Raw genomic sequence first — 4647 nt, forward strand, 5'->3', positions numbered from 1 at the left:
TGCGCTACATTCCCACCGAAGTGCACCAGAGCACTCTCAACTCGCACGGCAAGCGCTGGAAGCCGATCTTGGTACGCGGCACAGATCGCTACCGACACTGGATCGAGGAGTGAAAAAACACCATGAGCCCTCCAACTACCTGTTTGACCGTTGCCTTCCTGGCTGAACTCGAAGAGCAATCGGGCTTCGATTGGTTTCACGCCGCTCCCCGCCATGAGATTCCTCTGGTTTCAAGCAGGCGATCCTATATCGCAGAAAAAGAGCTCAAACTTCGGGAGCGCCAGCTTCTCAAACTTAGTCCGACTCTTCAAAGACGGTTTCTCAGGCTTTACGCATGGGTCTCCGGGCAACGTGGGAACTTTGAGAAGGCAGCAATATTCCAGCGGAAGCTGGGCAACGCCAAAGAAGCCGACTGGCTAGCGTTTCAAGCTACTGTGGTGACCCGCATAACTGTCTTGCTCCAACCAGGGCATTGTGTGAGGGCAATTCAGCCTCTAGAGCTAGCTCAAGGGATCTGGGTCGTTTTCGCTGTCAAGGGAAATGCACCTGGCGAAGTTCTTGTGGTGCAGAAAACCTCAAACGGTTGGCGGCGGCTGGATTCGGTATCGCTGAGTGAAGAAACAGAGAGTGTTGTGCTTGTCTGCCTGGGCAAGGAACTACTGGTGATCGAGGATCAGATAGGAGGCTCGTGGCAGCCTACGCAGGTCACGAACTACCAGCTCCGAATGGGAAAGCTCCACCCGACCAAAGAGTTTTTCAGTGAGCATGGCGTTCGGCTCCGAAAGTTCGACGGTCGCTGGACTCTTAGTACCTTTCACTGCATTGGTTATTGCCTCTCCCATGGGGAGCAGCCACGCTGGCTGGAGGTCTTTCAGCAGGGCAAAAACGGTTGGCAGCTTGCTAGTGTAAAGTACCCTGAGCTGTTCAAAGACTACCCGCACCAGATCCGAAGCCTCCTGAAGCGCTACCCAAAAGACGATGTGCTCCCTGTCTACCTGCACTGGGCCGAGCGACTTCTCCAAGGAAAACCAGTGGGGCCGCCGCCTCAGAAACACGCACAAAAGATCGACACTTAGCTCAGGCGGCCCATTCATGGGTCTTGCCGCAACAGCGGGCTGGTTTACCCGCCCGTTCCCGAAGGAAAAAATAGATGCCCGAGTATCTTGCACACAAGACGGTCAGCGATGACCAGATCAATGAATGGGTGGAGCAGTTTCACCGCGATGGGTTTTTGGTGCTCCAGGATGTTCTGACACCCGAGATGTGCGCCGCCCTGCGCGACGATTTAGACGAGGCGCTCAAAGAGAATAACGAAGAAGGCGACGGGATTATTCAGCTCCATCATCGGATGTTCGAGGTCAGCCCCACCAACCTCTCGCTCTTTGACCTAGAGCCCATCGTCACATTTGCCGAGAAGCTGATCGCCGAGACGACGCACTGTATCCACAACAATAGCTTCCGCGTGCAACCGGGGCCGGGCAAGGGGATCACCACGTGGCACCAGGACGACTCCCCGCACTTTCTGGTGACCGAAGGGGAGGCTCCCAAGAACATCAAGCTGCCCGTCTTGCTCTTCACCGCCAACTACTACCTCACCGATGTCGAGACCCCCGAGTACGGCCCGACCCAGCTCATTCCTGGCTCGCATCTCTACGGCAAGCGCTGCCCGCCTGTGATCGAGGGCACGGAGTGGGAGGACAAGACAGTCTACGCTTGTGGCAAGGCGGGGAGTGTGGTGATGTTCAACAACCAGGTCTGGCACCGGGGCGCACCCAACCTCTCGGATCGCGTGCGCTACATCACCCAGGTGAGCTATGCCCGGCGACTGGTGGGGCACAAGTACAGCCCCTTCATGAACTACCAGATGCCCGAGCATGTCTACGCCAACGCCAGCCCCCGCCTCAAGCGCCTGCTTGGCTTCCTGCCCAACGGGGCGTATGGATAAACCTCTCCTCGATTAGTCCCCCCGGTTGGAGCGGGGGAACTGGAGAGCGCGGCGCTGCAAAGGGCGTGCCGCCCATACAGAATCTTATGGCCCGAAGCGGCCTTTGTAGCTTTAGCTCATGAGCCCCGCCGTTACAATCGGCGGGGCTAGCGGTGGGGGGCTCTTACTTGAGCTTCTTGGCCTCGCCGATCACTTTCTTCGCCGCCTTGATTGCCTCTTCTGCCTCGCGCTTGTAGCCGGGGCTAAGCGGCTCGGAGAGGGCGTCTATGTTCTGGGAGACGCGGGAAAGGCGGGTGGTGAGGAGATTGGGATTGAGCTGTGGGCGCGGAGTCGGCTGGCCTTCTGCCGCAGACTCTCCGCTTCTCTCCGCCGGGGCGACTGTGGGAGGTGTGGCTGTCGGGGGACGGTTGCCTGCCTGGGGATCGCCCCCACGAAGCGTCGCGGGAGTACGTCGGTTGGCAGGCGCGTTTCCACCTGCACCGCTCCCGCCGCCGCGCTGGCCTTGACCCCCGCCGCCACCGCGTTGTCCCTGATTACCACCGCCTGCGGGCGCGATCTGTGCGAGTAGCTCCGTGATGGCCTTGATTTTTCCATCGCGCTTCGGGCTGGCAGGCTCTTTCTCCAGCTCGGTGCGCTTGGTTGTCAGGGCCGCGCGGGCAGCATCGAGCTCGCCGTAGGTATCGCGCAGCTTTGCAAGCGTGTCGTGGACTTCCTTGCGCTCCTTGTCGGTTAGATTTACCCGAGGATCATCAAAGACCGTGAGAGGCTGTGTCGAGGACTGATTCGCTACGGTCAGTGTCGCCGTGTAGCTGCCGGGAAGCAAGCGGGGGGCGGTGGCTCCACCAAAGCCGCCGCCTTGACCGGGTGTCGCTGAATTTTCGCGGATGTCCCAGCGCAGGAGGTTCCAGCCGGTTGCGGGCTCTGCCTGGCTCAGGGTACGAACCACTTTCCCCTTGCTGTCTTTGACGGTCAGAGTCGCCGCGCCCTTGATATTTTCGCCTAAGTAGAAGCGAAACGGGTTGCCGGTGGTCGGGTTGGGAGCGACATAGATCTTGTGCCCCGTGGTGGCTTTTCGGCTGGCGATGCGGTAGTGAACGGCGGGTTTTGGCGGTGCAAGCGTCACGGGAGCGAGGCTCAGGGCCTTGGCTTCCAGCGCCCCGATATCGTCCAGGATCCAGATACCGCGTGCGTGGGTCGCGAAGATCAGGTCGTTGTCGCGGGGGTGGATCTGGATATCGTCCACGGGGATCGAGGCTGGGAAGGGCTTGTCGAAGCGCTCCCAGCTCCCGCCCCGGTTGAAGGAGACATAGGCACCGCGCTCAGTTCCGAGAACGAGCAGGTTCGAGGCGCGGGGATGGTCCCGTATGACACTGACCGTGGCTCCCTCCGGCAGGCTGCTGGTGAGTTTCTTCCAGGTCGCGCCAAAGTCCTCGGTCACAAAGGCGTAGGGTGTGAAGTCATCGCTGCGGTGACCATCGAAGCTAACATAGCAGCGACCTGCGGCATAAGAGCTGGCATGGACACGGCTGACATAGGTGCCTTTCGGGACGCCCGGAACCGTGCAGAGAGTCCAGGTCTTGCCGTCGTCTTGAGAGACTTGCACATTGCCATCATCGGTTCCCGCCCAGATCACGCCCTCTTTAACGGGGGACTCTGTGACGGTGACAATATAGCCGAAGCCATCTTGCCCATCGTTGCCGGAGAGGGTCTTATCGCCTACAGGCTTGCCTAGGATCGGGAGCTTGGTGCGGTCGGGCTTGGTCGTGAGATCGTCGGTTCTGCGCCAGGTGTCGCCCCGATCCAGGGAGATAAAGAGCTTGTTGCCACCAAAGAAGAGCTTCTTATTGTTGTGCGGTGAGATAAAGATCGGGCTGTTCCAGTCGAACTGGAGCCGCTCGCCAGGCGTCTCCGCGCGGGGACGAATACTCTTGCTCTCACCCGTGGCTTGGTTGCGCCGTCCAACCGCGCCGCCCTGGCTCTCGGTGTAGATAATGCGCCAGTCGAGCGGATCGGCCTGTGCGTAGAAGCCATCACCGCCGCCTACATTGAGCCACTCGTCGTTGGTGACCCCGCGCACATCCAGTGTCCGGCTGGGTGCTTCCCAGGTGCCGTTGTCTTGCAGGCCACCGTAGACATGGTAGGGCAGGCGCATGTCGTAGTGGACTTCGTAGAACTGACTAATGACGATGGTGTTGATAAAGTCCCAGGTCTTGCCTTGATCCCAGCTTACTTGGATACCGCCATCGCAGCCAAAGAGCAAGTGATCCGAGTCGGCGGGGTTGATCCAGAGTGCGTGGCCATCGGCGTGGACACGGGAGAAGGGCGAAGTGAAAGTCTTGGCACCGTCCACGGACATGTAGGTGCTCACACCCGTCACGTAGACTGTATCCTCATCGTTGGGATCTACGCGAATCTGCGAGAAGTACATCGGGCGCGGGTTGGTCGCCGCACGCTTCTCCCAGTTCTCGCCGCCATCGTCCGTGCGCCAGACATTTCCATTGCCCTGTGCGGACTGCGTGCCGCCCTTGTTGTCGTTCTCCCACGTGACATAGACAATCTTCGGGTTCTTGGGATAGATCGCGATTCCGATGCGCCCGACTTCGCCGCCTGGCAAGCCGCCCGAGAGCTTCTTCCAGGTCTTGCCCGCGTCCGTAGTCTTGTAGAGCCCGCCGTCGCTACTGCCACCCACAAACCCGAACGCC

At 59.9% G+C, this 4647-nt stretch carries 3 protein-coding genes; 2 read left to right on the forward strand and 1 reads right to left on the reverse strand.

What is annotated here, in order from left to right:
• Positions 1-476: 476 nt before the first annotated feature.
• Both AC1XOS_RS19935 and AC1XOS_RS19940 read left to right on the forward strand, forming a co-directional pair.
• The gene (locus tag AC1XOS_RS19935) at positions 477-1076 is read left to right on the forward strand and encodes a hypothetical protein (protein ID WP_481963965.1); all 600 of its coding nucleotides are present in this window, start codon (positions 477-479) and stop codon (positions 1074-1076) included.
• Positions 1077-1150: 74 nt separating this feature from the next.
• Positions 1151-1945, forward strand: a complete 795-nt coding sequence (locus tag AC1XOS_RS19940; RefSeq protein ID WP_481963966.1) for a phytanoyl-CoA dioxygenase family protein — start codon at positions 1151-1153, stop codon at positions 1943-1945.
• A gap of 163 nt (positions 1946-2108) precedes the next feature.
• Here AC1XOS_RS19940 and AC1XOS_RS19945 read toward each other — a convergent pair.
• The coding region (locus tag AC1XOS_RS19945; RefSeq protein ID WP_481963967.1) for a VPS10 domain-containing protein at positions 2109-4647 on the reverse strand (2539 nt) is incomplete at its 5' end.

It is taken from the genome of Armatimonas sp., assembly GCF_964826245.1.